The sequence below is a fragment of the Emticicia sp. C21 genome (genome assembly GCF_003418935.1).
Taxonomy (GTDB): domain Bacteria; phylum Bacteroidota; class Bacteroidia; order Cytophagales; family Spirosomataceae; genus Emticicia.
This window is the reverse complement of the sequence record NZ_QVMT01000001.1, coordinates 754,286-777,982: the sequence shown is the minus strand read 5'-3', so window position 1 is coordinate 777,982 and position 23,697 is coordinate 754,286. Positions and strand designations below refer to the sequence as shown.

19 protein-coding genes are annotated in these 23,697 nt (G+C 39.4%); 10 read left to right on the top strand and 9 right to left on the bottom strand.

Features of this window, described 5'->3' with window-relative positions; genetic code table 11:
* Positions 1 to 94: 94 nt before the first annotated feature.
* On the bottom strand, positions 95 to 580 hold the full coding sequence (locus D0T08_RS03200) for a LuxR C-terminal-related transcriptional regulator (protein ID WP_116981113.1): 486 nt from the start codon (positions 578 to 580) through the stop codon (positions 95 to 97).
* Between the two features lie 6 nt (positions 581 to 586).
* Positions 587 to 1,732: a redoxin family protein gene (locus tag D0T08_RS03195; RefSeq protein WP_116981112.1), complete on the bottom strand. Its 1,146-nt coding sequence runs from the start codon at positions 1,730 to 1,732 to the stop codon at positions 587 to 589.
* Positions 1,733 to 1,905: 173 nt separating this feature from the next.
* Between D0T08_RS03195 and D0T08_RS03190 the strand changes: the two genes are divergently transcribed.
* Positions 1,906 to 3,228: a Gfo/Idh/MocA family oxidoreductase gene (locus D0T08_RS03190; protein WP_116981111.1), complete on the top strand. Its 1,323-nt coding sequence runs from the start codon at positions 1,906 to 1,908 to the stop codon at positions 3,226 to 3,228.
* A gap of 89 nt (positions 3,229 to 3,317) precedes the next feature.
* Here D0T08_RS03190 and D0T08_RS03185 read toward each other — a convergent pair whose 3' ends face one another.
* The 3 genes from D0T08_RS03185 to D0T08_RS03175 form a co-directional block, all read right to left on the bottom strand.
* Positions 3,318 to 4,610 carry a TolC family protein gene (locus tag D0T08_RS03185; RefSeq protein WP_116981110.1) on the bottom strand — a complete coding sequence of 431 codons (1,293 nt, stop codon included), beginning with the start codon at positions 4,608 to 4,610 and terminating at the stop codon, positions 3,318 to 3,320.
* A gap of 191 nt (positions 4,611 to 4,801) precedes the next feature.
* On the bottom strand, positions 4,802 to 7,906 hold the full coding sequence (locus D0T08_RS03180; protein ID WP_116981109.1) for an efflux RND transporter permease subunit: 3,105 nt from the start codon (positions 7,904 to 7,906) through the stop codon (positions 4,802 to 4,804).
* 50 nt (positions 7,907 to 7,956) lie between these two features.
* Complete coding sequence (locus D0T08_RS03175; RefSeq protein WP_116981108.1) at positions 7,957 to 9,081, bottom strand: efflux RND transporter periplasmic adaptor subunit; 1,125 nt, start codon at positions 9,079 to 9,081, stop codon at positions 7,957 to 7,959.
* Positions 9,082 to 9,436: 355 nt separating this feature from the next.
* Between D0T08_RS03175 and D0T08_RS03170 the strand changes: the two genes are divergently transcribed.
* Entirely contained in the window at positions 9,437 to 9,790 is a 354-nt protein-coding gene (locus tag D0T08_RS03170; RefSeq protein WP_116981107.1) for a LytTR family DNA-binding domain-containing protein, read from the top strand.
* 18 nt (positions 9,791 to 9,808) lie between these two features.
* Here D0T08_RS03170 and aroQ read toward each other — a convergent pair whose 3' ends face one another.
* Complete coding sequence (gene aroQ, locus D0T08_RS03165) at positions 9,809 to 10,234, bottom strand: type II 3-dehydroquinate dehydratase (RefSeq protein WP_116981106.1); 426 nt, start codon at positions 10,232 to 10,234, stop codon at positions 9,809 to 9,811.
* 67 nt (positions 10,235 to 10,301) lie between these two features.
* On the opposite strand from aroQ, the gene xerD reads away from it, so the two are divergent.
* From xerD to panC, 8 genes are all read left to right on the top strand, one after another.
* Entirely contained in the window at positions 10,302 to 11,240 is a 939-nt protein-coding gene (xerD, locus tag D0T08_RS03160) for a site-specific tyrosine recombinase XerD (protein WP_116981105.1), read from the top strand.
* Positions 11,241 to 11,276: 36 nt separating this feature from the next.
* Positions 11,277 to 12,242, top strand: coding sequence for a 1-phosphofructokinase family hexose kinase (locus D0T08_RS03155; protein ID WP_116981104.1), 966 nt, complete (start codon positions 11,277 to 11,279; stop codon positions 12,240 to 12,242).
* Positions 12,211 to 12,957, top strand: coding sequence for a hypothetical protein (locus D0T08_RS03150; protein ID WP_116981103.1), 747 nt, complete (start codon positions 12,211 to 12,213; stop codon positions 12,955 to 12,957). The genes D0T08_RS03155 and D0T08_RS03150 overlap by 32 nt, the downstream gene beginning before the upstream one ends.
* Before the next feature lie 301 nt (positions 12,958 to 13,258).
* Entirely contained in the window at positions 13,259 to 15,988 is a 2,730-nt protein-coding gene (locus D0T08_RS03145) for a PAS domain-containing sensor histidine kinase (RefSeq protein ID WP_116981102.1), read from the top strand.
* A gap of 36 nt (positions 15,989 to 16,024) precedes the next feature.
* Positions 16,025 to 16,462: a response regulator gene (locus D0T08_RS03140; protein WP_116981101.1), complete on the top strand. Its 438-nt coding sequence runs from the start codon at positions 16,025 to 16,027 to the stop codon at positions 16,460 to 16,462.
* 12 nt (positions 16,463 to 16,474) lie between these two features.
* Positions 16,475 to 20,020, top strand: coding sequence for a PAS domain S-box protein (locus D0T08_RS03135; RefSeq protein WP_116981100.1), 3,546 nt, complete (start codon positions 16,475 to 16,477; stop codon positions 20,018 to 20,020).
* On the top strand, positions 19,995 to 20,396 hold the full coding sequence (locus D0T08_RS03130; RefSeq protein ID WP_116981099.1) for a response regulator: 402 nt from the start codon (positions 19,995 to 19,997) through the stop codon (positions 20,394 to 20,396). Before D0T08_RS03135 ends, D0T08_RS03130 begins: the two co-directional genes overlap by 26 nt.
* A 58-nt stretch (positions 20,397 to 20,454) precedes the next feature.
* On the top strand, positions 20,455 to 21,297 hold the full coding sequence (panC, locus tag D0T08_RS03125) for a pantoate--beta-alanine ligase (protein WP_116981491.1): 843 nt from the start codon (positions 20,455 to 20,457) through the stop codon (positions 21,295 to 21,297).
* A 5-nt stretch (positions 21,298 to 21,302) separates the two neighbouring features.
* Here the strand turns inward: panC and D0T08_RS03120 are convergent, their stop codons facing one another.
* From D0T08_RS03120 to tsaE, 3 genes are all read right to left on the bottom strand, one after another.
* Positions 21,303 to 21,707 carry a hypothetical protein gene (locus D0T08_RS03120; RefSeq protein ID WP_116981098.1) on the bottom strand — a complete coding sequence of 135 codons (405 nt, stop codon included), beginning with the start codon at positions 21,705 to 21,707 and terminating at the stop codon, positions 21,303 to 21,305.
* 167 nt (positions 21,708 to 21,874) lie between these two features.
* On the bottom strand, positions 21,875 to 23,092 hold the full coding sequence (locus D0T08_RS03115; RefSeq protein ID WP_116981097.1) for an alanine dehydrogenase: 1,218 nt from the start codon (positions 23,090 to 23,092) through the stop codon (positions 21,875 to 21,877).
* Between the two features lie 36 nt (positions 23,093 to 23,128).
* Positions 23,129 to 23,533, bottom strand: a complete 405-nt coding sequence (tsaE, locus tag D0T08_RS03110) for a tRNA (adenosine(37)-N6)-threonylcarbamoyltransferase complex ATPase subunit type 1 TsaE (protein ID WP_116981096.1) — start codon at positions 23,531 to 23,533, stop codon at positions 23,129 to 23,131.
* Positions 23,534 to 23,697: the final 164 nt, after the last annotated feature.

Here is a 23,697-nt window from a genome sequence, read left to right as displayed (position 1 = left end):
GCCACAAAACTGAAATCTTCTGCCCGATTTATACTCATACTTTCGGGTGATTTTACAGAATAATAACAGATTTCATACCAAAGGGTGAGTCACACTAGGGTATCAGGCTCAGTCTTTTAGCTTTTTCAACGGCCTGTGTTCTCCGCTTCACATCCAGTTTCTCAAAAACCTTTGAGGTGTGTGTCTTGATGGTATTGAGCGATACAAATAATTGCGCAGCAATCTCCTGATTGCTTAAACCCGTAGCCATTAGTTCCAACACTTCCAGTTCTCTTCTGCTTAGCCCCAACTCATTAAGCGTTGCTTCATTCAATTTAAATTCATCGCTACTCTCAACGGAATAAACTTTCTCCACAATCTGCTCTACTACCTGAATCTCTACTTTGGGCTTAGTAAGTTTAAGCGCAAGCCATATACCCAGAGCTGTAAAAATAAGGGCAATAGCTCCGATATACATTTCAAGGGCATGATTGAAAATGATAAAACGCAATTCAAGCCACCTCATCAAAAACATGAGGATGGCTAATGAAACACCGTAGAGAATAACATGCTTGTTACGTATCAGGAAATTAAGGGGCATAGGCAATTAAAAGTATCTTCCGATTTTAGGGTGGTCAACAATTATTTTTTTTAGTTTCAGGTTATCAATACTCCCTTGCAAAGAATAGACTACTTTCCCTCCCGGTTCAACCAGAAGTGTATAGGGTAGAGCACCATTCCATTTGGGGTCTATGGCTTCTATGAGTTTATAAGTGTCGTCCTCTTTAAAAATATAGTTTTTAACACCTGAATGCTTGCTTTGCAGAAACTTCAAAGCTTTATCTTTTTTATCCATCTTATCAGCTGTCAGCGATACAAATTCAAAATCACGGGCGCCATACATACGTTGTAATTCCAGAAAATCAGGGTATTCCAGAATACAAGGCCCACACCAGGTTGCCCATACATTTATCAGACGCAATTTGTCTGAATCATTGCTTACTAATTTTTTCACACCCTCAGTATCCAGTTCTTCTAAAGTTACAGGTCTGGCCTCCCAGTTTTTTTCAACTTTGCCTTTATATTCTGTATGCCAGGCCCATTTTATTGAGCAACCAAAAGTTTTAGTGGTTGGAGTTGCCACATCTTTTCCTGCCAGAGTCGCATCAATGGCGGCCCTTAAATCTTCTGCATTGGCTTTGCCGGGTTTTTCAATGCCGTCTAAGCGTCCATTATATTTTAGTATTCTTTGGCTATCAAATACATAGGCATGCGGTGTAGCAACCGGGCCATACTTGATAGAAGTAGCTTCGGTATCACCATCATATAAATAAGGGAAATTGTAGCCTTTATCTTTGGCTCTGATGGCCATATTCTCATAATCATCATTCAAATCAGTGTATCCTAATTCTTCAAATACTACAGCAGGAGGGCTATTGGGCATAATGGCTACCACTGCAACATCCTTATTTTTATAATCTGTCACAATCGCTTTCATCCGGTCTTCGTAGGCCTGTGCGGTAGGGCAGTGGGTGCAGGTGAAAATAATAACTAATACCTTGGCTGAAGCAAAATCTTTCAATGAATAATACTTACCCGTAGTCGATGGTAATCTGAAATCAGGCGCCTTTGCACCTATGGGTAGGGTAGGTGTCGGTTGGCTGGGAACAGCCTGTGGCTTGGATATAAACTTAGTCTGTGCAATAGACACAGCACTGGTAAATACCAGTAAGATAGCAATCAATGTTTTCATAGATGTAATAATAGACAGGTAGAATTGTTAATCAAATTTATCAATAAATTAACTGGTTTTCAAATTTATTAAAACCTGTAGACGCACATTTTCTATTAAAAATCGTTATAATTTCAATAAATGCCCTAAATTTGTTTTCTTAAATATTTCAACTCGTATAACCTCACAAATACATGAACTCAAACTTTTCTCGCCGGGATTTTGTAAAGGCTTCTGCAGTAGTTGCAGGTGGCCTGTCGGTAACAAGCCTACCTTTTCAGTCTGCCGCTAATTCATCTGTTGATGATACCATCAAGGTTGCTCTAGTTGGTTGCGGTGGCCGTGGCACAGGTGCTGCTTTTCAGGCGCTTTCTGTGAAAGAAAATGTGAAATTAGTAGCAATGGCTGACGCTTTCCGCGACAGAATTGACTATGCTTACAAAAATCTTACTACCGAAAAGGAAAATAGCAAAAGACAAAGTGTAAAAAGCCGTGTTGATGTGCCGGAAGAACGCAAATTTGTTGGTTTTGATGGCTACAAACAAGCCATTGCTTTGGCCGATGTGGTGATTCTGACAACCCCTCCGGGTTTCCGTCCAATCCATTTCGAAGAAGCCGTACGTCAGGGCAAACACGTTTTCATGGAAAAACCTGTAGCTACCGATGCACCGGGTATCCGTCGTGTATTAGCTGCTGCTGAAGAATCTAAAAAGAAAAACCTGAAAGTGGTAGTAGGTCTGCAACGCCACTATCAAAAATCATACTTAGAAACGTATAAAAAAGTTATCGACGAGGGTGCCATTGGCGATATCGTAGCTGCTCGTTGCTACTGGAACAATGATGGGGTTTGGGTAAAAGAGCGTGAGGCAGGACAAACCGAAATGGCCTACCAAATGCGTAACTGGTACTATTTCAACTGGCTTTGCGGTGATCATATCAACGAGCAACACATTCATAACATTGACGTGATTAACTGGTTTAAAGGTGGTTACCCTGTAGATGCAGTTGCTATGGGTGGACGCCAGATAAGAACAGACAAAAAATTCGGTGAAATTTATGACCACCATGCGGTAGAATTCAAATACGCCGATGGCATGGTTTTAGCAAGTTATTGCCGTCACCAACCAGGTACTGTTTCTGATGTATCAGAGCATCTGGTAGGTACAAAAGGCCGTGCTACCGAAGGAAAAATATTTGACTTGAAAGGCAACAGCATCTGGAGACACAGAGGCGAAGGTGATAAAGACCCTTATCAGGTAGAACACGATGTATTGTTTGATAGCATCGTAAACAACAAACCGATTAACGATGCCGAAAGAGGAGCCTATAGTACACTGACAGCTATTATGGGTCGTATGGCAAGTTATTCGGGCAAACGTGTGAAATGGGAAGAGGCACTGAATTCTAATATTGACTTAATGCCTGAAAAATTCACCTGGGATACTTTACCAAAAACTTTACCAGATAAAGATGGCTGGTACCAGATTGCAATGCCGGGTAAAACTAAAGCTGTTTAATTTAACAGTGAGACGATAAACAAAAAACCTGCAATTTGCATTGCAGGTTTTTTTATGTAATTCATCTGATTATAATCAATCTTACATGATTATTTTACCAACTCACCGCTCAAACGCAACAATTGTAATTCTGAAATTTTGATATTAAAACGAGCGTTGGTCAAACGGTTCAATGAGGTATTTAAGCTACGCTGTGCTTCGTTTATTTCAAGAATAGTTGAGCCTCCTAATCTGAATTTCTCTAGCGAAATCTGCATATTTTCTTCCGCAACCTTATTGTATTCTTCTTCCAGTTTCAGAATCTCTTTATCTGTCTGATACTGGTTGTAGGCTCTTACCAGATCATTTTCCATTTGCACAATCCAATCCTGTTCCTGTGTTTTGGCAATATCTGTATTGATTTTTGACGTCTGAATCTGTCTACGGATAATTTGTCCGTTAAAGATAGGTACTGTTAAGCCCACCCCCGGAGATAAACCGTAGTTCTGGTTATATAAAAAGAGACCTGCATTTGTTTTACTCAACTGGTAACCTAAATTAGCATTAAGTGTTATTCTCGGACGTTTAAGTCCCTCTGCCTCTCTTTGTTGAATCAAGGTAATATCTGTTGCCTTTCTAAAGGCCTGCAATGTTTTATTGGCTGTGCGTGCTCTGTTTCTCAGTTCTTCCTGCGATGGGTCAAAAGTAAGAGCAACTACTTCCTGCACTTCAAAATCCGTATTGGGTTCTCTTGCCAGAAAGTTATTCAAGGCAACTTTTGCATTTTTCAGGTCAGTTTTTGCCTGTACCAATAAACTGGTTTGTGTACCCAAATCAGTTTTGGATTGAAGAAAATCTAATTTAGAGCCTTTACCAAACTGCCAGCGTTGGTCAGTAATATTGAGTCTTTCCTCGTAATATTTAATGATGGTTTCCAGGAATCTGACCGTTTGCTTCTGACGCATAATTTCATAATAAGCCGCCATTACATTAGCCATTGTATTTTCCATGGCTATACGTGTTTGAATTTGGCTCAATTCACTTTGGTTTTTCAAACGGTCAAAAATGGCATACATGCGTTTGCCATCATACAATGTCCAGGCAAAGGTTATGTTTGCCGAAGGTGTTAAGTTAACCCCGAAACGATTAGTTTCATTTCCGTTAGCTAATACCTGTTTTACTTCGTTAAAGGCTGTTCCGGCATTGGCATTGAAATTGATATTCGGTAGCATCCCTGCATTCCCTTTAAAAACCTGTGTTTCTGCTACCTTTTGTTGAAGTTCGGCAATTTTTACATCATAGTTTTTTTCGAGCGCTATAGTTATGGCATTCTCTAAGGTTAGTGTATCTTGTGCAAATGAGGTTTGGGCAATGAATAACAGAAGAATTAAATAATTTTTCACGATGTTGTATTTTTACTTAGTTTCATTGAGTTAGGTTAAAAACGCTTCATGAAACTACTGAAATGATGCTTCAATTTTTATTGGTATGCCGGATTGTGAATCGGCATTTGATTTGGCAAAAGGTAAATAATCAGCGTGAGGCTTTATTAACCATCAGGGAGATGCCTTACAGCACCTCCCTGATAATTATATTATGCCATTTCATGCTCTGACTCATGTGCAATTCTTTCAATCTGTTTCATACGTTCAAAGTCTTTATTGCGAGACAAGAAAGTATAAATGGCAGGGATTACATAGAGCGTCAAAACTAGTGAGAACAACAAACCACCCATAATTACGATACCCATTGACATACGACTTTTGCCGGCCGAACCCAAAGCGAAAGCGATAGGAGCAGCACCCAATACAGTTGCTAAACTGGTCATTAAGATAGGACGGAAACGCATAGCAGCGGCTTCAATGGCTGCTTCTTTCAGTTCCATGCCTTTCTCGCGCAACTGGTTGGCAAACTCCACAATCAGGATACCGTTTTTGGTTACAAGACCAATCAACATAATCATACCAATCTGGCTGAAAATATTCAACGTCTGGTTGAAGTACCACAATGAAAACATCGCACCAGATACCGCTAAAGGTACTGTAAGCATGATGATAAATGGGTCAACGAAACTCTCAAACTGTGCTGCAAGAATCAGGTAAACTAATAAAAGAGCTAGTAAGAAAGTGAATAAAGTATTTGATGAACTCTCGGCAAAGTCACGCGAAGAACCCGATAGCGTTGTTCTGATAGCTTCATCTTTCAGACGGTCTCTGATTGCATCCATAGCTTTGATACCATCACCAATGGTTTTGCCCGGAGCTAATCCGGCAGATACCGTCGCACTCATGTATCGGTTAAAGTGATACAATTGAGGCGGGCTACTTTGTTCTTCCGTCTTTACAATATTATCCAGCTGAACTAATTCGCCCAGGTTATTTTTTACGAATGTACTCTTTAAATCTAAAGGCTCGTCTCTGTTGGCACGGTCAAACTGCCCGATAACCTGATACTGGCGACCATTCATGGTAAAGTACCCGAAACGCTGTCCGGCAAAAGCCAACTGCATATTTTGCGCAATATCAGATACCGAAATTCCCATACTCTTTGCTTTTTCACGGTCGATAGATACCTCTAATTCAGGCTTGTTGAATTTAAGGTTCATATCAGATACTACAAAGGTCGGGTCTTTCGCTACCTCATCCATAAATTTAGGCATATACTCACGTAGTTTCTCGAAGTCGGGCGCCTGAATTACGTACTGCACGGGTAAGCCCCCACGAGAGTCAACCGCAATGGTTTGCTGCTGAATTACAAATGAACGGGCATCTGGCATTGCTTTTAGTTTACGGGTAACCACATCAACTATCTCTTGTTGTGTACGCTTACGTTCAGATTTATCTTTCAAGGCAATACGGGCAAATGCAGTATTTGGTGAGCCGGAACCCGAAAAGCCTGGAGCAGTCACGGTCATAATCCCTTTGGCTTCAGGAATCGAATCTTCCAGCATTTTACTCATTTTCAGTACATAACTGTCCATATACTCGAATGAAGAACCTTCAGGCGCAGTAACCGAAATACGGAACCAGTTACGGTCATCTAACGGTGCCAACTCTTGTTGAATATCTTTTCCGAAAAACCAGGCAATTCCTAAAGTAAGAAACAGGATTGGAATAGCCAGCCAACGCATTTTCATAAAGCTAGTCAGACGGTTACGGTAACCATTAATCATGTTTTCAAAGAAAGGCTCAGTTTTTTCGTAGAACCATGAACGCTTATTGGTTTTTCTAACTAAATAGGCATTCAGCATAGGTGTCAGCGTAAGCGACACAAAGGCGGATATTAATACGGCGGAGGCCAGTACGATACCAAACTCACGGAATAGTTTACCTACGAAACCCTGCATGAAAATTACGGGTAAGAATACTGACGCCAGCGTAATGGAGGTAGAAACTACGGCAAAGATGATCTCATTGGCTCCTTTTATGGCAGCCTCTATCGGCTTCATGCCCTCTTCTATCTTCTTATAGATATTTTCTGTTACAACAATACCATCATCAACCACAAGACCTGTCGCCAGTACAATCGCGAGGAGTGTCAATACATTGACCGTATAACCCAGCATGTACATGACAAAGAAAGTACCGATTAACGAAACTGGAATGTCAATCAGAGGTCTTACGGCAATAATCCAGTCGCGGAAGAACAAGAAGATGATAATTACTACAAGTACAATCGCAATCAATAAAGTTTCACCTACCTCTTCTACTGAATTTTCGATGAAAACTGTATTGTCAAGCAAGATGTCCATCTTGTAATCTTTCGGTAAATCTCTCTTGATTTCTTCTAATCTCTTTTTGATTTCCCCAGAGATTTCAAGGTAGTTGGTACCAGGTTGAGGCACAATGGCCAGACCAATCATTGGAATACTATTCAGACGAAGGATAGTTTCTTCATTTTCTGGTCCTAACTGAATTGTGCCAATATCTTTAAAACGAATGATTTTATCGCCAATCGTTTTTACAATCAGGTTTTCAAAGTCAGCCTCATTTTTGAAGCGACCTACCGTTTTTACGGTTAACTCGGTATTATCACCGGCTAGTTTACCACTTGGAAGCTCTACGTTTTCACGGTCAAGCGCTTGTTTAATATCCTGAGTAGTTACCCCTTGTGCGGCCATACGCGTAGGGTCCATCCATAAGCGCATCGCATATTTTTTCTGTCCCCAGATCATTACCGAGCTCACACCCTGAATCGTCTGCAAACGTTGTGCTACTACATTTTCAGCCATATCACTGATTTCCAAGTGACTGCGTGACTCACTTTGCAATAGCATACTCAGAATAGGGTCAGAGTTTGCATCAGCTTTAGATACGGTTGGAGGGGCATCAATATCCTGCGGCAATTGTCTTACTGCTCCAGATACCTTATCGCGCACGTCGTTAGCTGCGCGTTCCATATCAACGCCCAGTTCAAATTCAACCGTAATCTGGCTTGTACCTACATTCGACGAAGAACTGATAGATTTTACTCCCTCTACGCTATTCAGGTTTTTTTCGAGGGGCTCAGTAATCTGAGACTCAATAATATCGGCATTGGCACCCGCATAAGCGGTACGTACCGATACCACAGGCGGGTCGATAGACGGGTACTCCCGTACGCCCAGGAATGTATAACCAATAACACCAAATAAGATGATGACAAGGTTCATCACTATGGCTAATACCGGGCGTTTAATGGAAATGGTTGATATAGACATAATTTTGTAAGTTTCGTTGTTAATTCATGCCCACAGGCATTATTTATATCTTATTTCACAACCTGTTTTACTTTTACAGGAGCGTCTTTCTTAATTGACATAATACCACTGACAATTAAAGAGTCGCCTGATGTAAGCCCACTGGTAATCTGAATATTTTTCTCATTACGCAAACCCGTTTCTACCATTTTCTCGGCTACTTTTCCATTCTGCATTACATACACTTTCTTGCCTTTCAATACAGGGATAATGGCTTCGGTAGGTATCATAATTGCTTGCGAAATATCTAAATCAACGGTTACTTTCACGAACATACCCGGAATCAGGCGGTCGTTCGGATTCTGCGCTATGGCTCTTACCTTTAAGGTACGTAAGTTCGGGTCAATCTTCGGATCAATAGCCACGATACTTGCTGAATAACTGGTGCTTTGACCTTCAACCTCAAATTTTACATTACTGCCTAATCTGATTTGTGTTGAGTATTTTTCAGGAATTGCAAAGTCAATTTTTACAGGATTGGTCTGTACTAACGTAGCAAGCGTAGTAGCAGGCGAAACATAAGCACCTTGGCTTACATTTTTAAAGCTGATTTTTCCTGCAAAAGGAGCTCTCAAAACCGTTTTTTCAATGCTGGTTTCCAAAAACTCTTTGTCGGCATCCAATGTATTCAGCGTGTTAGACGTAATTTCGTATTCTTCGCGGCTGATGGCATTGATTTCCAATAGTTTTTTCTGACGGGCATCGGTTTGTTTAGCCAGCTCAATCTGATAATTGATTTTTTTCAGCTGAGCCTGCAAATCAGTATCTTTAATTTTAGCTATTACCTGTCCGGTGGCTACTCTGCTACCCTCTTTAATATTTAATGCAACAATTCTTCCAGCTGATTCCGACATTAGTTGTACTTCTTCGTTAGGGAAAACAGTACCCGGAGAAGTAACGGCGTTATCAAGCGTTTGAAAACCCGTAACAAATATATTTACAGATGTAGGCGGTCCACCACCGGGTCCTCCGGCACCGCCCGGGCCGCCTTTGCCTTTTTCTCCACCTCTGCCAGCTGCTGCTCCTCCACCGCCACCAGGGCCACCGCCTCCTTTTTCTTCAGGTTTCTTAAAAAAGAATATTTTACCAAGCACAAGAACAACAACAACTGCAACAATAGTTAGTATGGTACGCATCTTAATTTTTAGCTTATTTTTATTAATAGGGTGAGTAATTTAGGAATAAGTGTCAGTTTGATAAACTCAGATTATTAATTTCTTATTAATACAAACGAAAAATATTGATTATTTTTTACGAAAGTAAGTGATTTTAGTGATTGTAACTATAAATAAACGACAAATTCGTCGTTTTTGACGACTATTCATCAGAAAACGTATTATCAGCCGATTATAAGCAGAAATAACCAGATTTGAAGCTAAATCCGCCACTTAAAAAGCTAAATCTGCCAGATACTCATTTTGGGTAGGAGGGTGCCTGAACAGGCTATAATTTTGGGTAAATAATTCGAAAACCACCTAAAATAATAAAGCCATGAATGCAAATTTTAACATCAAAAATGACAATCTTGTAAGAGTCGGCGGACACAAAAAATTCAATCCATCTATTATCGTATTGATGGAAGCCGACATTAATTATACTAAAGTACATCTGAATTCAGGTAAAGTGATTTATGTCGCTACCAACCTGAAAAAACTCGAAGAAAGATTAGCCACCAATGTTTCGTTTTTCCGTTCGCACCGTTCGTTTATCATCAACCTTAATCATGTAATAAATACTTGTGGTGAAGATACCATTCAGCTAGCCAATAACAAAACCGTATTGGTAGCTCGTCGGAGAAAAGAAGCCTTGGTTCAAAAACTAGCCTGCTTGAAAATGGCCGTTTAAAGTCTGATTAAAAAGCTATTATATAAAATAGCGGATGGCCATTTCGTAACCTTTCATGCCTAATCCGCAAATCATGCCTTTACATCTGCTAGACAAATAGGAGTGATGGCGAAAAGCCTCTCTGGCATGTATATTGGAGATATGTACTTCTATTGCAGGCGTTTTAATGGCCGAAAGGGCATCAGCAATGGCAATAGAAGTATGTGTATAAGCCCCGGCGTTAATAATAAGCCCATCAAATTCAACTCGTCCATAGCCTACTTCGTGAATTTTATCAATAATTCCTCCCTCATGATTTGATTGGTAATAATGCAGCTCAATCGTAGAAAACAGTTCTTTCAACTCTGACAGATAATCTTCAAAAGTCTGACTTCCGTAAATATGAGGTTCTCTTTTTCCCAGCAGATTTAAGTTAGGGCCATTGATAATAATTATTTTTTTCATCGAATGATTCAGTATTTTTACGGCAAGTTACAAAAACGATTCGTGTTTACTGATAAAATTTACGGTTTTGAATTGGCCCATCTACATTCAACATTTTAAGAACTATCTGAGGCTGGAGCGCTCTATGTCTGAAAACTCCATTGAAGCCTACCTGAGAGATGTTGAAAAATTAAGTCAGTTTGCCTCTATGCAGGTACATACCCCAGCTCCCGAAACCATTAATGAAAAGGATATATCAGATTTCCTCGAATACATCAATCAATTTGGATTAACACCCACTTCGCAAGCGAGAATCCTGTCAGGTATCAAATCTTTTTATAAGTATCTGGCGCTCGAAAACATTATTCAGATTGACCCCACGCAATTAATTGAAGCCCCCAAGACAGGCAGAAAGTTGCCTGATACCTTATCATTCCCTGAAATTGAACAGATGTTGGACTTGATAGATGTATCTACTCCGGAAGGCACACGAAACCGGGCTATATTAGAGGTATTATACAGCTGCGGCGTCCGGGTTTCAGAACTGGTTGATTTGAAACTGACCAATTGTTATTTTGATATTGGGTTCATCAGAGTAATTGGTAAAGGTAATAAAATGCGCCTGGTGCCTATTGGGCGTGACGCCATTAAATACACTAAAATTTATTTAGAAAGCATCAGAAATCATCTGGATATTAAACCTGACGCAGAAGATATCGTATTTTTGAATCGCAGGGGTAAGGCATTGACCAGAGTGATGATTTTTCTGATTATTAAAGAACTGGCCGAGCGGGCAGGTATTCATAAAAACATTTCGCCGCATACTTTCCGGCATTCGTTTGCTACCCATCTGATAGAGGGAGGAGCAGATTTAAGAGCCGTGCAGGAAATGCTAGGGCATGAATCTATTACTACCACCGAAATATATACCCATCTGGATAGAGCATTTTTACAGGAAACTCTGAAGAGTTATCACCCAAGAGAGGGGCTTCCTCAGTATAGAACTAAGCAGGCAGGAAGACAATAAAGAAATCGTTAAATCTCAGAAGAAATCTCAAGCGCTATGAAAAAAAATGAAAATAAGATTCTTACTTTGACGGTCAGTCCGGCAATTGATAAAAGTACCAAATTCGCTGGCCTGGTAGCTGAGCAAAAAATCAGGTGTGAAGTGCCGCATTTTGATGCAGGTGGCGGTGGCATTAATGTCTCTAAAGCCATTGCCCGTTTAGGTGGAAATTCATTAGCTATTTTTACAGTGGGTGGTGCCTCCGGCGAATTGTTGCAAGATCTGGTAAAGAAAGAGGGGATTGATTATAAGACCATCAAAACAGAGAGCTGGACAAGGGAGAATTTCATAGCTGTTGATACGCATACCAATGCGCAATACCGTTTCGGTATGCCAGGGCCAGCTATTACAGCCAAGGAATCAAAAGAAATATTGAAAGTTGTAGAAGACGCAAAACCAGATTTTCTGGTAGCCAGTGGCAGCCTATCTCCGGGTTTAGGGGATGATTTTTATGAAAAAGTAGCGGCAATTTCTCGTAAAATTGGTTCAAAACTGATTATTGATACTTCTGGTGTGCCCCTAGAAAAAGCTATTGATGAGGGAGTGTTCCTACTGAAACCCAATGTAGGTGAATTAGCCAAACTGGTAAAGAAAGAATCACTCGAAATCAACGAAGTAGATGATGCTGCCAGAGAGATAATCGGCCAGGGCAAATGCGAGGTGGTGGTAGTTTCACTAGGCCCACAGGGAGCGGTTTTAGTAACAAAAGATATATGCGAGCATATTCCGGCACCACCGGTACAAAAAAAGAGTACAGTCGGTGCAGGCGACAGTATGGTAGGAGGCATGGTTTGGGCATTATCAGAAGGGAAAGATTTATCAGAAATGCTCCGTTGGGGAGTAGCCTGCGGTTCGGCAGCTACTATGAACGAGGGCACACAATTATTCACAAAACAAGACGCACATAAACTCTTTAAATGGTTAAATACTTATGGAGAAAAATATCAGATTCGTACTCTTTAGTTTAGTATTATTCAGCAATCAGGTTTTTGCCCAGCTCATTCATTCGCACAATGATTACGAGCAGAAAGAGCCCTTCTTTGCCGCGTATAATTTAGGCTTTGATTCAATCGAAGCCGATTTGTATATCAAAAATGGTAAATTGTATGTGGCACATGATGAGAAAAATATCACCAAAAAAAGAACTTTTAAGGCTTTATACTGGAAGCCGCTATTGTCTAAAATCAAAAAGAATAAAGGGTACGCATACCCTAATCAGAAAGAATTATACCTCTTACTCGATTTGAAAAAAGACGGCAAATTGATAATGGCTGAACTGGAAAAACTGGTGAAGCGCAACAAGAAAGATTTGCAGCACGTGCATATTACAATCAGTGGCGATATGCCCAAGCCAGAAGAATATGAGCAATATGATAAGCTGTTTTTCTTTGATGGGAGAAGAAACACACAGTACTCAGCGGAAGCCTACAAACGAGTAGACATGGTAAGCGCCAGTTTTCTTGATTTTGGTAAATACTGGCCCGGAAAAGAACAATTGCCCGAAGAAACCTACCAGAATATCAGGGCTTTTGTACTATCAAATCATGCAAAAGGCAAACGTGTGAGAATCTGGGGAACACCCAATACAACCCTCGGTTTTGAGACTCTGAAAAAGCTTGAAGTAGATTTTATTGGTACCGATGATTTAGAGTTATTGAAAAATTTTGTTGTCAAATAAAATTATGTTTGCTACCTTGTAATCAGTATTTTATCAAAGATTTACATATAGACACCAGCGTTACTTTTTGCTGGCTGGTGGTTTGTATCGTAACATAAGAGTAGGTTTTCAATTTTATTGTAATTACAGATGCGTCGTTTGCTTTTTTTGAATGGAATAATTCATATAATAGCTAAAGACTGACAAGGCTCTGAGTGAATAGGAGTAAATTTATTGGCACGGAATATTTGTAAGGATATTCCGGGTTTATACCTATTTATGCATTTGCTATTGCTTAGGTATTAAAACCTTTTGCTATCGAATGAAACAAGGAACCCTGATGAGTAATAAAATAACCCAAAATGAAAGCTCTATTAAGAGAAAATTTGATACAAAGCCCTCTTTTAATTCTTCAGACAAACCAGGAAGTCTGCAGGAATTGGAAGAAAGCTTAAATCTCTTGATGGTTAATACCGACGAGTGTCTTCTGGTAGTAGACTGTAATCTGGATATTGTGACCTGTAACCAAAAATTTCAGGAACTCTACGATGTTTATTTTGGCATAAAAATCATAAAAGGCCAAAGTGTTCTCTCTTATGTTCAGCCTGAACGAATTGAAATACTCAGACAAGTCTACAAAAAAGTACTGGAGGGCGAGAAGCTTGAAACAGAAATTCAGGTGCCGGCACCCGATGGGTCTATCAGTTTTTTCCTCAATAAATTCAAACCTATTTATAATACAGAACACACTATTGTAGGTGCTTTTGTGTCTTCATATGATATTACAGTCAATAAGAAAACAGAAATGGCGCTTCGTATGAGCGAAGAGAAGTATCATTATATTGTTGAAAACGCCTTGGATGGTTTTTTCTTTAGTGAGAAAGACGGGACTCTTTTAGACGCTAATAAGACATCGTGCGATATGTTTGGTTACACGCTCGAAGAGTTCAAAAAATTAAAGTGGCACGATATAATAGTTTATGATCCCGAAGTAATTGCTAAATATGTAGAAGAAAGACACAAAACAGGCAAAGCGAGAGGCGAATTAATGGCCATTCATAAAAGTGGCAGACATTTTCCTTGTGAGTTTTCATCTATTTTTTACAAAAGTAGTAACGGGAAGAACGAAGGAAATATCAGCACATTCATTAGTGATATTTCAGAAAGGAAGAAAGCAGAAGAAGAAAAAGAATTAAGAGAAAAACGCTTTGCCTCATTGGTTGAACATGGGGCTGATGGTGTAGCCATTTTATCAACAACAGGAATCCCTATTTATATTTCACCGTCTATAGAACGGGTATTGGGTTATACAATAGAAGAATCCCTGACCCTTGATTTGTTTTCTGCTACCCATCCTGATGATATGAAATATGTGCAAGCGGCCTGGGTAGAAATGACGCAGAATCCGGGTAAACCGATATTGGGGCAAGTAGCCAGAATCAGACACAAAGATGGCAACTGGCGTTGGATAGAGGGAGTTCTCATAAATATGCTGCATGAGCCAGGTATTGAAGGAATTGTGAATAATTTCAGAGATGTAACCACCAAAGTTTTAGCCGAGCAAGAGAAAGAATTTGAACGAAGAGACAAAGAGGCCCTGATTAATAATACAGAAGACCTTATCTGGAGTGTAACCAGAGATTTCAGACTCATAGCGGGCAATAGATCATTTATAGAATCTATGCGCCAGACTACCGGTATCATGCTGGTTTCAGGAGATAATCTGCTGATGAGCGAATACTTCGACCACCGATTTATAGAGTTCTGGAGAGCATTGTATTTAAGAGGCCTTAGTGGAGAATCTTTTAAAGAAGAAGCCTATATCTCAGGCCTGTTAGGCACTGAAAATTCATGGATAGAAATAAGTATTAACCCAATTATAGATAACAGTGAAATTACAGGGCTGGCTTGTTATTCAAGAAATATTACCAGACAGAAAACCCTGCAGGATAGCCTGAGTCAAAGTGAGGAGCAGTTTAGAGCATCCTTTCAGTTTTCGGCTATAGGTATGGCTATTGTAAGTCTGGAAGGTAAATTCCTTACAGTCAACGAAAGGTTGTGCCACATTACAGGTTATTCTCAGGACGAACTCAAATCGTTGAGTTTCCAGGATGTGACTCATCCCGACGACCTTGAGTCAGACATTAAAGCAATGGACGACTTATTGAGTGGTCAGAAAGAGATGTATCAGATAGAGAAGAGATATATTCATAAAGACAGGCATGTACTATGGGTACTCATTGCTACTTCTCTGGTAAGACATAAATACGGAGAACCACTTCATTTTGTTTCGCAGATTAAAGATATTACCCAAAGAAAGAGAGACGAATTACATCTGTTAGCCCTGAACCTGAGCCTGAATCAAAGAGCTGAGCAATTGGCCTCTACTAATGCTGAATTGGAACAGTTTGCTTATATTGCGTCGCATGATTTGCAGGAGCCTTTAAGGATGATTACAGGTTTTCTGACTCAATTGGATAAGAAATATAAAGACCAGCTCGATGATAAGGCGAAACAATACATAAACTTTGCAGTAGATGGGGCTACCCGAATGAGAACAATTATTCTGGATTTATTAGAGTATTCAAAAATAGGACGGAAAGAATATGACCTGGATTGGGTAAATATGAATGAGGTAGTGCAGGAAATAGTACAGAAAAATATCTGGCAAGATGAGGGCGTGCAGATTGAATGGAAAGATTTGCCAGTTATTTATGGAGCAAAACTACCGCTCTATCAGGTAATGCAGAATCTTATTTCTAATGCCATCAAGTACAGAAAAAAAGAGGAAGAACCCAGAATCGTTATTTCGGCTATAGATAATCATAAATATTGGCAATTTTCGGTGGTAGATAATGGAATAGGCATAGATTCGCAGTTTTTTGAAAAAATCTTTGTGCTTTTCCAACGACTACACCATAAGGAAGAGTATTCAGGTACTGGTATCGGGTTGGCCATTTGTAAGAAAATCATTGAGAATCATAATGGCAAAATATGGGTAGAATCAGAATACGGTAAAGGCAGTGCATTTCATTTTATCATTAATAAGTAATGTCTGAATATAAGTCCCTTAACTCTATCATAATTTATGGAACCTGTACATATATTATTAGTTGAAGACAATGAAGGAGATATTTTTTTGACGACAGAGGCATTGCAGGAAAGCAAAATTGCCAATCAGCTAAGTACTGTAAGAGATGGCTGGGAAGCTATGCAGTTTTTAGAAAAAAAAGGAAATTATGCCTCTGCCCGCATGCCTGATCTAATATTATTAGATGTGAATTTGCCCAAAATGAATGGGCATGAAGTATTGATAGCCGTGAAATCTAATGAAAGCCTGAAGCATATACCTGTGATTATGCTTACTACTTCTTCATCAGAGAGAGACATTTATCAATCCTATAAAAATTATGTAAATTGTTATATTACTAAACCTATTGATGCAAGCGATTTCCTGAAAGTAGTGACATCTATTGAACATTTCTGGATTTCTATTGTTACGTTGCCTAAGGCTTTAAATAATTAAAAAGGCACTTTAATGTCAGTTTTTACGAAGCAATTAAATATTCTGATTGTAGAAGATAACCCCGGAGACTATTTCCTGATAGAAGAATATCTGTCAGAAGCAGCGTTTCCGCATTGTCTCTTTCATGCCAAAACTTTAGTTGACTTAAAAGCAAAATTACTGACAAGCACTCCTTTCGATATTATCCTGCTCGACCTCTCTTTACCTGATGGAGATGGCGAAACATTAGTAAAAGAAGTATTAACCGTTGCCCAGCAAATACCTGTGATTGTATTGACAGGCTATGCAGACAAGGATTTCGGAATCCGGAGTTTATCATTGGGAGTGGCTGATTATCTGCTGAAAGATGAACTGAGCGCCTCATTACTTACCAAGAGTACATTGTATAGTATCGAACGGCGAAAGATAAATATCTCTTTAACGGACTCTGAAAAAAGATACAAAGAGCTTTTTCATATGAATCCCGTGCCTATGTGGGTGTACGAAATCAGTACGTTACAATTTTTAGATGTTAATCAGGCAACAGTTGATTTTTATGGCTACTCGAAAGAGGAATTTCTTAAAATGAATATCCTGCAGATTCGGCCTAAAGAGAGTATCCCTGAGTTAATTGAAACCATTCAGGAAATCAGAAGTAAAGGAAAAACCAGTAGAAAAATCTGGCGGCATGTGAAAAAAAGCGGCGAACTGATTTATGTAGAAATTGAGGGAAACGTCATTGAATTTGCCGGAAAAAAATGTCGTTTGATACTAGCAACAGATATAACAGAAAAACTAGAAGTAGAAAATGCGCTGAAAATAAGTGAACAGCGATTCAGAGCACTCGTGCAAGACGGAGCCGATCTCATAACTATTATTGATAAAGATGGAAACTTCAGGTATGTAAGTCCTAATCATGAAGCCATTGTTGGGTATGAACCTGCGGCACTTTTATACAAAAATGTATATGATTTTATCTATGAAGATGATTTAGAGCGAATCAGGAAAACAACGAATGGGCTTAATTTTCATAAGAGTGTTAGTATAGCACCTTACCGCTTTATGCATGGCAAGGGCCATTGGATATGGTTGGAGACTACTATTACTAATATGCTGACCGACCCCGCTATAGAGGGAATAGTGACGAATTCGAGAGATATAGGTAAGCGGATAGAGTATGAAACCATGCTCAGACAAACCAATGAGCGATACGAGGTTGTTGCTCAGGCAACCAGTGATGCTGTCTGGGATTATGACATAAGAGCCGGAAGAACCTTTATATCCGGCAATGGGTATCAGAAACTTTTTGGGTATCCTTTTGTGAATGAATATCTGGATAAGAATTTCTGGGAAAAACATTTGCATCCGGAAGATAAAGCACATGCTTTAAGGACTCTTGACGAAGCTATAGCCAATTCAACTGCGCAATGTTCAACAGAGTACCGTTTTCTGAAGGCTGATGGCGAATATGCTTATGTACACGACAGAGCATTTATTATATATGAGAATAATGAGCCTGTCCGTATTTTAGGTGCCATGCAAGACATTACTACCCGCAAATATCAGGAGAGTATTCTGGCGATTGAAAAAGGTATTTATGCTCTGAATGCTACTGCCGGTATTTCGCTGGATGATATTTTAGAAAAACTGATTGATGAAATTGAAGATCTTATTCCGCACTCGCTCTGTTCAATAGTGCAGCTGAAAGATGGTAAAACATTACATCAAATAGCGGGAGATGCTATCCCTGCTAAATATATCGTATCTATTGATGGCTTAGAGATTGGCCCGGCAACTGGTTCATGTGGCACAGCCATGTTTTTGGGCAAACCTGTGATTGTAACTGATATAGAGCAAGACCCTTTGTGGGATAATTATCGACATCTGGCAGAAGAGCATCATTTCAATGCATGTTGGTCAATCCCGATTAAAAAGAGCGATGGAGAGGTAATAGGAAGTTTTGCCACCTATTATTTAAACAAGAAATCGCCCAAACCCCATGAAATCAGTTTTATTGAACGTGCAGCCAATCTGGTAGGGGTATTACTCGAAAACAGAGAGGCAAGCGAAAAAGTAAAACAAGCTAAAGAACGCTATGATATTGTGATGAAAGCCACCAGTGATACCATCTGGGATCTGGATATTATCAGAGATCGTATTACCTACAATAAGGGCATCACCAAGGTTTTCGGCTATTCATTAGATTATCTGCACGTCGATAATGTGCAGGATTGGTGGAAAGCAAGTATCCATCCTGACGATTTAAAGAAAGTAACTGATACGCTAAACGATGTTTTTGAAAAAAAGCAACCAATTATTCAGATTGAGTATCGGTTTCGCTGCATGGATGGGTCTTATAAATATGTTTTAGACAGAGGCTTTATAGTAGTAGACAGAGACCATAATCCTGTCAGGATTATAGGCGCTATGCAGGATATTACCCGGCAGAAAGAAGAAGAAAACCGATTAAGGCTTTTGGAGTCAGTCATTACCAATGCCAATGATGCCGTTATGATTACCGATGCAAAACCCCCTGGCGACCCTGGGCCGGCCATACTCTATATAAATGATGCTTTTACAAAAATGACTGGGTATAGCAGAGAAGAGGTGATTGGTAAAAATCCGGGATTTTTGAATGGAAAGAACACCGGCCAGGAGGAGTTAGAAAAATTAAGAACTGCCTTTGAAAATAGGGAAAGTTGCGAGATAGAGTTAATAAATTATAAAAAGAACGGGGAAGAATTCTGGATAAATATGTCGGTGGCACCAATGGCTGATAGCACAGGTGTATTTACACATTGGATAGCCATACAGAGGGATGTAACAGAGCGGAAGAATATAGAAATTGAACGTGAGCAACTGATTAAAGATTTAAACAGTAGTAATGAAGACCTGCGGCATTTCTCCTATATTACCTCGCACAATTTCAAAGCTCCTTTATCAAATCTGATTGGGCTTCTGAATATAATAGATGATATGCCTATCGAAAATCCGATGATGAGTCAGATTATTCAAGGGTTTAAAACATCAACTCATTTATTAAATGATACCATCAATGATCTGGTAAAGATTCTGATCATCAGAGATAGTGATTCGATTGACCTGAAGAATATTTGGTTCACGAAAATAATGAATCAGGTAATGACCCAGGTAGAAAATCTGATAGTTGAGTCGGGGGCTATAATAGAAACGCATTTTAAAAGTGCTCCATCAGTATTTTTTAATGAAACGTATTTAGAAAGCATCTTACTGAATTTACTCACCAATGCCATTAAGTATAGGTCTTATGCAAGGCCATTGAAAATAAATGTCAGCACAAAAAACCAGGGAGACTGTGTTGTGTTAACTTTTGAAGACAATGGCATTGGAGTAGATTTAGAAAGACATCGGGAGAAAATGTTTGGCTTATATCAGAAATTTCATGACAGACCCAATAGTAAAGGTATGGGGTTATATTTAATACGTTCGCAACTCGAAAGCCTGGGGGGGAGTATAGATGTTGAAAGCACCGTTGAGATTGGCACTAAATTCATTCTAAAATTCAAAATCCGAGATGATAAAAAAACTTCTTTGCATTGATGATGACTCAACCACGTTGATGCTTATTAAGATGGTAATAGAAAAAGCCTCTTTCGCCAAAGAAGTAGTAACCGCTATGAATGGCAAAGAAGCGCTACAGTATTACAATGATTTACTAAACGATACAGCTGAGAAAAAAGCAGATTATCCGGGACTCATTTTTCTGGATCTGAACATGCCTGTTATGAACGGCTGGGAGTTTCTGGATGAATTTGTAAATAATTTGTTACCGCATTTTCCGACTACCAAGGTAGTAATTCTCTCTTCGTCGGCTAATCCGGTTGATAAAGAGAAAGCTAAACAGTATTCGATTATCATCGGATATATTTCAAAGCCAATTACTGCCGACTTATTGAAAATGTTGGTAAAGAAATAATCTGAATTTGCTAATTTTGACGCCTCAGCCCGAATCAGAACGAAACTCAAAAAGTAGAATGCAGCTATTCAATACCATCGCCGAAACGCAATATTATCTTAAAACTCAACAGAAAGCAGGCAAAACTATTGGTTTTGTGCCAACGATGGGGGCTTTACACTCAGGCCATATTTCTTTGATTGAATCTTCAAAAAAGGAAAATGACCTGACCGTTTGCAGTATTTTCGTCAATCCCACGCAATTCAATAATCCTGAAGATTTGAAAAAGTACCCTCGTACCTTAGAAAAGGACTGCGAGATGTTGGAAGCCGCACAATGTGATGTAGTATTTGCTCCGTCTGCTGAAGAAATGTATGCGGTATTACCTAAACTTAAATTCGACTTTGGTACTTTAGAAACAGTAATGGAGGGCAAGTTCCGCCCCGGTCACTTCAATGGAGTAGGTATTGTAGTATCAAAACTCTTTCATATGGTTAAGCCTGATAAAGCCTATTTCGGACTCAAAGACCTGCAACAGGTGGCCGTTATCCGCCAGATGGTGAGTGATTTAAGTTTTGATCTGGAGATTATCCCTTGCCCAACCTTACGGGAAGCCGATGGCCTGGCGATGTCTTCACGTAATACACGTTTATCAGTCGAAGCTCGTGCTTTAGCCCCACATATTCATAAATTACTAGTATTAGCCAAGGAAAAATTACAAAGTGGAGAATCATCCGTCAAGACCCAAGCTTTCGCTGCTGAATATTTCAAAAACTATCCTGAATTTGAATTGGAATACCTCGAAATAGCAGATTTTGACTCCTTAGAAACTATCACGCAAGCCAATACACCCGGTAAAACAGCCATTTGTATTGCCGCATTTTTAGGAGGCGTCCGGCTGATTGATAATATTGTTTTCTGAGAAGATTAGTCTTCAGGATAAGGTACAAATACAAACCCGGCAAATTCGTTTTCGATTACGAACAGACAGCTATATTCTTCCGGGTTTTTGTAGTTTTCTTTAAACAGTTCAATTGACTCTTCCCCAATCAGTTTGCGTTGAACAAATTCATCGAGAAACGAAGCCTTGTAATCGAATTGGGTTTTGAAATCGGCACGACTGAATAGTAACTGGCCTACTTCCACAGGTGTTTTGGTAAGAACAAATATAGGATTCTCGGAAAATCCGCGTTTTCTTATCTGGTAAGATGCTTCTTTCAGATGGTCGGCTACAATCACAAAGTCTTCTGAAACCCGACCCATTATCTTCTTGTCTAATTCCGGCGAATTAGCATCATCTAAAATTGTATTTTCGTTTGAATGATTGATCATGTCCTAATTTATTGAGTGAATTAGTGAATGAGCGATTGAGTGATTAATTAATTATGAATGGCGAATTTGTGAATTAGCAAATAAATTAATAGTAAATCATCTTCAATTCACCATTCACTAATTCGCGATTAGCCTAATCACTCAATCGCTCATTCACTAAATATATTCTACAGCCTCGCCGCTATCAATAACCCTAGGTCTTTATATCTTAAGTTAAATCTTTGAGCTATCGGGAGGTTGGTTAAGCTCCCTTTGTAGCTATATACACCTTTAGTAAACCATTGTTTGGCAAAAATCATTTCCTCAATGCCCCCAACTGCACCGGTTTTTAATAAAAATGGGGTGAATACATTGCTCAGAGCAATACTGGCCGTATGCGCTACGCGAGAAGCAATATTAGGGACACAGTAATGCGTTACCCCATATTTCTGAAATGTTGGCTGCTTATGGGTCGTCATTTCTGAGGTTTCAAAGCAACCGCCCTGGTCAATTGAAACATCTATAATGATAGAATTTTTCTTCATGCGCGATACCATCTCTTCTGTTACTACCATTGGAGTTAATCCATCTTCAGCCCGCATCGCCCCAATTACTACGTCGGCTCTTGCCAATTCGTTGGTAAGGGTTTCAGAATCAATAATAGAGGTATAAATCTGCTGTCCTATAGTATATTTAATCCGTTGCAGGCGATAAATATGCTGGTCGAAAACCTTTATTTCTGCCCCAAGCGCATGAGCGGCTCTGGCAGCGTATTCTCCAACTGTTCCTGCTCCTAAAATCACTACCTTAGTAGGGGGAACGCCTGTGATTCCACCTAAAATAATGCCTCGTCCGTTATGTACACTACTCAACAATTCGGCTGCTACCAACATAACGGTGTTTCCGGCTATTTCGCTCATGGCTCTGATAATGGGCAGGCCACCTACTTTATCCTGTATCAATTCAAAACCAATGCCCGTGACTTTCTTTTCATTCAACCGCTCAAAGTATTTCCTGTCAAGATTAGGGATATTGAGCGTTGAAATAACCGTCTGGTCGTTTTTCAGATAACTGATTTCTTTTTCTACCAATGGTTCTATTTTCAGGATCAGATCGGCCTCAAAAACTTCTTCCGGCGAATAAGCAATTTTTGCTCCGGCCTCGCTGTAATCGTTGTCTGAAAACTTGGCTCCCTCTCCTGCACCTTTCTCAATCATTACCTCATGCCCATTCCGCACCAATAAACTTACGGCTTCGGGAGTCAGCGCAATTCTGCTCTCTTGTAAGGAAATCTCTCTTGGTAGACCAATAAAAAGGCTTTTTTTGCCTTTTTTGACTAATTCCGGAGATTCTTGCGGAGTAAGTACAGACTGGCGTGCTAGTTCAGAAACAGATTGACCTGTCATAGGTTAGTGCGTTTATGTTAACTGCTTGGCTATGGATTAATTTAAACTCAAATTTCGGCTATTTTCATCAATAACTTCTATCTGAATAGTATAACAATTTTCAGGCAAAAGAGATTCTACTTTTTCTGCCCATTCTAGCAGGCAGATATTACCTGAGTCAAAATATTCTTCGATACCAAAATCAAGTGCCTCAGATTCTCGTTTTAAACGATAAAAATCAAAGTGATAAATCGTATCTCCGGCAACTGTCAAATACTCATTCACAATCGAAAAAGTAGGGCTTTGTACAGCACTTAAAACCCCCAGTTCTTTACAGATAGCTTTAATCATGGTCGTCTTTCCAGCCCCCATTTCTCCAGCAAAAATCCAGATAGTTTTATCACCTGCCTGCCTGATTATTTTCTTCGCAATCTCTTCTAAATCTGTGAGATTATAAATCATTTTTCGTCCATTTTTCTAATTCTATTGCAAAAATCGCATAAATCCTTAGAATATTTCCAATCTTATTCCAATAAATAACATTTCGTAAAAAAATCATCTTTTTCTTGACAATAAATATGTTTTTGTCTTGTTTTTTCAAGAACTTTGTTAAACGAAAGTTACAG

Coding starts and splice junctions, on each gene's coding strand:
- D0T08_RS03200 (WP_116981113.1), bottom strand. CDS start 580: ATGCCCCTTAATTTCCTGATACGTAACAAGCATGTTATTCTCTACGGT.
- D0T08_RS03195 (WP_116981112.1), bottom strand. CDS start 1,732: ATGAAAACATTGATTGCTATCTTACTGGTATTTACCAGTGCTGTGTCT.
- D0T08_RS03190 (WP_116981111.1), top strand. CDS start 1,906: ATGAACTCAAACTTTTCTCGCCGGGATTTTGTAAAGGCTTCTGCAGTA.
- D0T08_RS03180 (WP_116981109.1), bottom strand. CDS start 7,906: ATGTCTATATCAACCATTTCCATTAAACGCCCGGTATTAGCCATAGTG.
- D0T08_RS03175 (WP_116981108.1), bottom strand. CDS start 9,081: ATGCGTACCATACTAACTATTGTTGCAGTTGTTGTTGTTCTTGTGCTT.
- D0T08_RS03170 (WP_116981107.1), top strand. CDS start 9,437: ATGAATGCAAATTTTAACATCAAAAATGACAATCTTGTAAGAGTCGGC.
- aroQ (WP_116981106.1), bottom strand. CDS start 10,234: ATGAAAAAAATAATTATTATCAATGGCCCTAACTTAAATCTGCTGGGA.
- D0T08_RS03155 (WP_116981104.1), top strand. CDS start 11,277: ATGAAAAAAAATGAAAATAAGATTCTTACTTTGACGGTCAGTCCGGCA.
- D0T08_RS03150 (WP_116981103.1), top strand. CDS start 12,211: ATGGAGAAAAATATCAGATTCGTACTCTTTAGTTTAGTATTATTCAGC.
- D0T08_RS03145 (WP_116981102.1), top strand. CDS start 13,259: ATGAAACAAGGAACCCTGATGAGTAATAAAATAACCCAAAATGAAAGC.
- D0T08_RS03140 (WP_116981101.1), top strand. CDS start 16,025: ATGGAACCTGTACATATATTATTAGTTGAAGACAATGAAGGAGATATT.
- D0T08_RS03135 (WP_116981100.1), top strand. CDS start 16,475: ATGTCAGTTTTTACGAAGCAATTAAATATTCTGATTGTAGAAGATAAC.
- D0T08_RS03130 (WP_116981099.1), top strand. CDS start 19,995: ATGATAAAAAAACTTCTTTGCATTGATGATGACTCAACCACGTTGATG.
- panC (WP_116981491.1), top strand. CDS start 20,455: ATGCAGCTATTCAATACCATCGCCGAAACGCAATATTATCTTAAAACT.
- D0T08_RS03120 (WP_116981098.1), bottom strand. CDS start 21,707: ATGATCAATCATTCAAACGAAAATACAATTTTAGATGATGCTAATTCG.
- D0T08_RS03115 (WP_116981097.1), bottom strand. CDS start 23,092: ATGACAGGTCAATCTGTTTCTGAACTAGCACGCCAGTCTGTACTTACT.
- tsaE (WP_116981096.1), bottom strand. CDS start 23,533: ATGATTTATAATCTCACAGATTTAGAAGAGATTGCGAAGAAAATAATC.